Origin of the sequence: Anabaena sp. CS-542/02 (genome assembly GCF_028331085.1) — a bacterium.
Classification (GTDB): domain Bacteria; phylum Cyanobacteriota; class Cyanobacteriia; order Cyanobacteriales; family Nostocaceae; genus Anabaenopsis; species Anabaenopsis arnoldii.
Map to the genome: position 1 here is coordinate 1 of NZ_JAQMTM010000150.1, position 7,053 is coordinate 7,053.

The window sequence follows — 7,053 nt, forward strand, 5'->3', positions numbered from 1 at the left end:
CTTAGTAAGAAAAATAGCCCCTTAAAAGACCATTGTCCGTATAAAATCTTCCTTGTCCACTTTCCTTCCTTGTCTTCGGTGGTCTTGCCTTCACAGATCATATTAAAAACCTACCCTTGTAAGGAAGGGGGTGGGGTCAAATAATATTCGATACACTAATCATGACTTGACAAACATCCTCTAACTCACCCACATCAAGGCGTGGGGGGTTGAGACCCCCCACAGCTTCAAGTCTGGATGGAGGAAGAGGAGCAAATACTCACCCCACAACAACTCAGCTACCTATTCATATCAAAATAGTATTAAAGGCTTTTTCAGGCTCATGAAGTACACACCAATTCCCTATTCCCTGTTCGGTGTGTTCCCTCAAAATATTAACTTATATGGATTAAATACTAAGGAAATATGAGGAAAATTAGCAATAATATCTGATGGATTATATAAAGTTTGTAAAGGGGTGAACGGAGCTTAAATCAAAAGTTCATGGAGTCTGGAGCCTACTGGCTGAATTTGGTGTTTAGGTAATTATTTACAGAGCCTTCAGCCGGATTTAGGTTTTTAATCTTTTGAATAATGCCAGAGTTACTATGTATCAACCATATTTATCTCCCGATGATTTACCATCCCCAAAAACAATGCAAATGAGCGGTATTTGGCTGAGTCAACTAGAAGAAGCCACCAAAAAAAGCTTTTTCTTGGCTTGTAAGCCTACAGTACGCATTTTGTTATCTAGCTGTCACTGGTATTTCAAGGTTAATAGCGGCATTCTCATGTTAATTTTGGTCTGTCATGATATTAAAAGTTATCAGCACATCATGACTACTATTCCTTATTTAGCCAACCAGTTAAAACGATTTGCCAACCAAGCTAAAATTAGCGTTAGTTCTCCAGTCAATGAAGGTATACCCTGGATGACTCACATCAATGAAGTATGGACTGGGGAAGAATTTATCTAGTATTCAAACACTTCCTACCCGATATCTCCCAGGTGTAGCAGTTTGATAACTGCTACGTCTTTCAAAGTTTCACATAATTCACATAATATTTAATGGATCTACATCTATAGTTAAACTCACAGCATCAGGACAAAGCGATCGCACTGACTCCCAGTCAGGTAAATTTGGTAGCACATTTGGGGCAAACTTGAGTAATATTTGCCAGCGATAACGGTTAGCTACCCGCATGACACTAGCCGGTGCTGGTCCAAGGATATCAAATCCTGACTGAGAACTTAAAGCTGTGGCGATGATTTGCGCCGTATTCTGGACTTGAATCACATCTAAACTACTCAAGCGCAATAAAATCAATCTCCCATAGGGAGGATAATTAAGTGCTTGGCGTTGTTCTAATTCAGTTTGACAAAAAGACTGATAATCATGTTGTTGTACCGCCCCAATTACCGGATGCTCTGGGGTGTAAGTTTGCACAATCACCCTACCCACATCATCGCCCCTACCCGCACGGCCTGCTACTTGAGTTAGAGTTTGAAATGCGCGTTCACTGGCGCGATAATCTGATAAATTCAGCAAACCATCAGCAGAAACCACACCCACCAGTGTCACTTGGGGTAAATCTAAACCCTTGGTAATCATTTGTGTTCCTACTAATAAATGGGCTTCACCGTTAGCAAATCGAGTCAGTAGGGTACGGTGTGCGCCTTTATTACGGGTGGTATCGCTATCAAAACGAATATAACTTAACTGCGGAAACTGTCTTGCTAATTCTTGGGCGACGCGTTGAGTACCGCTACCAAAGAATTTCAGATAAGGTGAACCACATTCAGGGCATTGTTGCGGATGCAATCGCGTATAGTTACAGTAATGACAGCGTAGTAACTGCGGCGCTCCCTCTTCAGTCTGGTGATAGGAGAGCGACACATCACAATGGGGACATTCCATCACATACCCACAACTGCGACAAGACACAAAAGTACTGTGTCCCCGGCGATGGATAAATAAAATTCCCTGTTGTTGCTTCTCTTGTAGCTGATGTAAAGCTGATTGTAGCGACCTACTAAATATAGAACGATTTCCCATCTGTAACTCTAGCCGCATATCCACCAATTCCACCGGTGGTAATGGGCGAGAATTAATCCGTTCGGGAAGGGAGAGGTAATAACTAGGAGTTGGTGTAGAGGGGTTTGTCAGACCGACCCAACTTTCTAATGAAGGGGTAGCAGAACCTAAAACTAAGGGACAATTTTCTAATTCCCCTCGCCATTGGGCGACGGTGCGCGCATGGTAGGTAGGAATGGGAGAATCTTGTTTAAAGCTGCTGTCGTGTTCTTCGTCTAGGATGATTAAACCTAAATTAGGCAAAGGCGCAAAAATCGCGCTACGAGTCCCGATGACTATTTGCGGTTCCCCGGTGAGCATTTGTCGCCAGGTGTCATAACGTTCCCCTTCCGAAAGACCACTATGATAAACGCTAACTTTAGCTCCGAAACGAGCGCGAAAACGGTCTGTTAGTTGGGGTGTAAGTCCAATTTCTGGAACTAATACCAGGGCGGATTTTCCTTGCTTTAGTAGAGGTGCGATCGCTTGTAAATATACCTCTGTTTTCCCAGAACCTGTAATCCCATGTAACAAGACTTGAGCAAAACCATTCAAACCTTGAATATTCTTTAATGCATTTGCTTGGTGAGGATTTAAGGTTTTGGGGTGATCTGGTGCTAGTGCTAGTCCCTGTTCTGTTCGCCGCACTTCTTTTTCTTCGATGACAATGTAACCTTTTTGTACCATGGTCTTCAGGGTCGAAGAACTAGCATTACAAGTTTGTAATAGTTCACTCTGCCACAATTCCCCCCCACGCCGCCGTAATACTTCCAGAATTTCTTGTTGACGCTCGGTTAAATTATCATCAATAGCGCCAATCAAAGTAACAGCTTTCTGTAGTTTTGGGCGATTGAGTCGCGGTGCTTCTAAATAACTTTCTACTATCCCAAATCGCAACAACTCCCGCACACCTTTGTAGGCTGTTCTGACTTTTTGTTGCAAGTAGACTAGGCTATAGTCTCCTGCTGATTGACCTTGTAAAAGGTTTAAAATTTGTTGGGCTGGGGGACTAAGGAAAGTTAAATCTGAGGAGATTTGTCTTTTTATTTCTGCATCCCCAACTAGGCGGATCCGACGTTGCGATCGCCCTAGTAATCCCGGTGGTAAGGCTACCCGGATCACCTGAATTAAAGGCGTATAGTAATATGCAGCTACTCGATTTAATAATTCCCAATAACTTCTGGGGAAGAACCCTTCGCTGACTATATCTTCTACATCCTTGATTTTTTCTGGTGGTAGATCAATATTTAGTTCTGCCAATAAACGAATGGCGATCGCTCCTACTTTTTGAGTACCAAATGGTACAGTTAAAATATCACCTGGTTTTACTTTTAACTCCCTCGGCAATCTATAAGTAAAAAGTCCCGTAGTTCCTGGACAGTCTACCAACACTTCAATCCATCGATTCACATTTACTGATTGGTAAGTTTCACCAGGTTCAGCCACCAGTAAATGCAGCGATTTTATTTGATTTTTATACATACTACTGCTATTTTGTCAACAATTTTATGTCTAATTTCTACTTAATTGTTTGGGCGGCACACAGGTTTATCAAAGATTTTTATTTTTCAGAGGTAAAATGTATTTGATCATACTTTTCTCTCCATAATACTTGATGATTTCCCAGTTATGTAATGTACCAGACAATTTTGTCTTAACAATTCGTGGCATAAATATTTAAAATCCTCTATAAAAAATCCAATTATCTTTCCAGGGATTCCGGAAATGGTCTGACTAACTACTGAATAGGATATAGTGTTTTTCATCCCCTTGATAGATATTCAACCCTTGGTACATATGAGATGCTTTTATACAAATAAACTATTTCCCAAAATTAGACTAGTCAAACCATGTCCTTTAGGAAGCTCGATGAAATCAGCACCGAACCCAAAGCAAGATGATGATTTATGTAGTAAATTCTCACCGATGAAGCAGAAAAAGTTATGTAACTTATAAAAGATTAACGCTGGGGGGTATTTACCTGAGTTTTTTATATTTGTTAAGGTGGATAAAGGTTGAGGGCATTTGACAGATTCGGGGATTGAGGAAAAGTCAGGAATATTTGTGTTGGAACCTGAGAAGATAGTTTCTGGGGGCCAAAACCAGTACTTCTTAGAGGTTCTATCAAACAGGAACCAAGAAAAAGCGGGTAGGGGCTGATTTTCACTAATGAATAAGCAATTAGCTTTCCGTGTATATTTTTCTGACAAAGGGGTGCATTTGTTGGTTAGGGAAAACTACCAAGCTTGAAGCAGCGTGTCATGAAATTATCTACCAAACAAAGCAAAAATCCCTAAAGGAAACTATGAACATTGCTGAATTGGGAACAATGGAAATACTAGAAACCACTGTCGAACATGAAGAAAACTCACTGGAACTTTTAGAATCAATGGTAGAGTCAGAACCCCCAATCATCGAAAATCTGGAATCAGACGAACGTGATGGGGATGACATGGCTGCAGCCAGGCCTTCAGGATACAACAAAACCGAGCATGATGATGCTGTAGGCGCGTTTTTTAAAGAAATGGCGCGTTATCCCCTGTTAAAACCCGAAGAAGAGGTAGAGTTAGCCCGGCGAGTTAGGTTTCTCGAGGAAGTAAGGGAGATCCAAGCTGCATTGGAATTAGAACTGGGACAGTCAACCAGTAAGGTACAAGTAGCCTCCCGGCTAGAAATGACAGAAAAGCAACTAGAAAGCCGCTTATACCAAGGTCGAGTCGCGAAACGTAAAATGATTCGCTCCAACCTGAGATTAGTGGTGTCCATTGCTAAACGATACCTGAATCGCGGTGTACCGTTTCTGGATTTAATCCAGGAGGGTGCCATGGGTCTAAATCGTGCTACAGAAAAATTTGACCCGGATAAAGGTTATAAGTTTTCCACTTACGCCTACTGGTGGATTAGACAAGCAATTACCCGCGCGATCGCCAATGATGCGCGAACCATCCGTTTACCCATTCACATTGTTGAGAAACTCAACAAGCTCAAAAAAGCCCAAAGAGAACTCAAGCAAAAACTCTCTCGGAATCCCAACGAAGCCGAAATGGCCCAAGCGTTGGAAATTAGTGTCCAACAACTGCGCCAATTACAACAATTAAGGCGACAAGCACTTTCTCTCAATCACCGTGTAGGTAAAGAGGAAGACACAGAACTAATGGACTTGCTAGAAGACGAAGATAACCTGTCTCCAGAAGCAAAAATGAATGAAAACATGATGCGTCAGGAGATTTGGGATGTCTTGGGTGATGTGCTAACCCCCAGAGAGAAAGACGTGATATCTTTACGCTACGGTTTGACAACCAGCGAACCCTGTACCTTAGAAGAAGTTGGTAATATGTTCAATTTGTCCCGTGAACGAGTACGACAAATTCAAAGTAAAGCCATGCGCAAGTTGCGCCGTCCTCATATCGCCAAGCGCCTAAAGGGATGGTTAATTTAATTCCTAATTCATAATTATTAAATCAGGTAAGCTGAGAACCCCACCACCAACACCAGCTATCAGGCCAGGGGTGAAAACCAACTCATCTGTTTACGCCTAAGTCATTTTGTGTGACAGGATGTTTAAGATACCTGAAAATTAAATCTGGCATTCTGGTTAAGCTAGGCTTTCTGTCTGTTCCTAAGCTTCCTTAGGAGTTGCTCATATATTTAGGCACATCCTCATCCCAACTAATCCAAAAATTCGCTGTAGACTATGGACTATAAACTATACATGATTAATTAATGACTGGTTCTGATAATTTGATTTTGCGTTTTGCTGAACCCTCTGATAGCAAAGTACTGTTTAATTTAATTCAGGGGCTAGCTGAGTATGAAAAATTATCCCACGCTGTAACTGGTAATGCTTTGGCTCTTGAGGAGCATTTATTTGGCTCTCCCAGGTATATTGAGGCAATCTTAGCCGAATATGCAGGGCAAGCAGTTGGTTTCGCGCTGTTCTTTCACAATTATTCTACCTTCTTGACTAAGCCGGGAATTTACTTAGAGGATTTGTTTGTTTTACCGGAATATCGCCGTCAAGGTGTTGGTAAGGCTCTTTTGTCTCAAGTAGCCCAAATAGCTGTAGAGCGCAATTGTGGACGCTTAGAATGGAGTGTCTTGGACTGGAATGAGTCGGCGCAAGCATTCTACCGCAGTATGGGGGCTACTATTTTGGATGATTGGCGCATTTGTCGGGTCACAGAAGATGGGATGCAAAAGTTAGCCCATCGAGGTTGAAGGTAGGAATGAAAATATCTTTCATAGATTTTCTTCACAATCAAGTTTGACAGATTGTCTTTTGACGCGGGCAATTGATTGAACTCACAATAATTGTGAAAGGTCTTGTCCGCAACTAACCGTTCTTCAGGAGAACACAAGATGAAAAAAATTATTTCTCTGATACTTCTAAGCATAACTATCTTCACCTTTGCCTTTAGTAGTCCAGCTTTAGCAGCAGATACTATTAGTGGAGCTAAAATATTCGGTGCTAATTGTGCTGCTTGTCATGCAGGTGGGAGAAATTTGGTTCAAGCTAATAAAAGTTTGAAAAAGGATGATCTAGAAAAATACAGTATGTACTCCCAAGAGGCGATTATTAGTCAAGTTACAAATGGCAAAGGTGCTATGCCAGCTTTTAAGGGTCGTTTAAAACCAGAACAAATTTCTGATGTATCTGCTTATGTCCTAGAACAAGCAGATAAAGGTTGGTAGTTATCTTCTTCAAGCTTTGGGGGACTCTACTAAATCAGGGTATCACCTTAAATGGTGTAACCGCTGCGATCGCTCTCCCTTTTGCTGTATTAGCATTAGGGAATGCTGTTCTGACAATTGGTAACCAAGCATCTCAAATGCTGTGCCTCGCTTGTGGTGTTAGTTCACTGCTATATAAAACCTAGACAAAGCTAGACTTTACTTTCTACTTCAAAGGGGGCATGGGAGCGGTTATCCCTCAGTAGACTTGCACGCCTTAGCCAGACGCGATTGTGTTCCAATTAAGTTTCTGAAAAAGACTACCACC

At 41.7% G+C, this 7,053-nt stretch carries 6 protein-coding genes; 5 read left to right on the forward strand and 1 reads right to left on the reverse strand.

The features are described from left to right. Nucleotides 1–587: 587 nt before the first annotated feature. Nucleotides 588–956 (forward strand): hypothetical protein, encoded by a 369-nt coding sequence (locus tag PN447_RS15565; RefSeq protein ID WP_271763934.1) that lies wholly within the window; start codon nt 588–590, stop codon nt 954–956. 78 nt (nt 957–1,034) lie between these two features. Here the strand turns inward: PN447_RS15565 and priA are convergent, their stop codons facing one another. Beyond that, on the reverse strand, nt 1,035–3,536 hold the full coding sequence (gene priA, locus PN447_RS15570; protein ID WP_271763935.1) for a primosomal protein N': 2,502 nt from the start codon (nt 3,534–3,536) through the stop codon (nt 1,035–1,037). Between the two features lie 787 nt (nt 3,537–4,323). Between priA and PN447_RS15575 the strand changes: the two genes are divergently transcribed. The 4 genes from PN447_RS15575 (at nt 4,324) to PN447_RS15590 (ending at nt 6,931) form a co-directional block, all read left to right on the forward strand. Then, nucleotides 4,324–5,493 (forward strand): RpoD/SigA family RNA polymerase sigma factor, encoded by a 1,170-nt coding sequence (locus PN447_RS15575; protein ID WP_271763939.1) that lies wholly within the window; start codon nt 4,324–4,326, stop codon nt 5,491–5,493. Between the two features lie 284 nt (nt 5,494–5,777). Further along, complete coding sequence (locus PN447_RS15580; protein WP_271763936.1) at nt 5,778–6,272, forward strand: GNAT family N-acetyltransferase; 495 nt, start codon at nt 5,778–5,780, stop codon at nt 6,270–6,272. Between the two features lie 141 nt (nt 6,273–6,413). Next, nucleotides 6,414–6,746, forward strand: a complete 333-nt coding sequence (petJ, locus tag PN447_RS15585) for a cytochrome c6 PetJ (RefSeq protein ID WP_271763937.1) — start codon at nt 6,414–6,416, stop codon at nt 6,744–6,746. Continuing rightward, the gene (locus PN447_RS15590; RefSeq protein WP_271763938.1) at nt 6,740–6,931 is read left to right on the forward strand and encodes a hypothetical protein; all 192 of its coding nucleotides are present in this window, start codon (nt 6,740–6,742) and stop codon (nt 6,929–6,931) included. Before petJ ends, PN447_RS15590 begins: the two co-directional genes overlap by 7 nt. Nucleotides 6,932–7,053 lie beyond the last annotated feature (122 nt).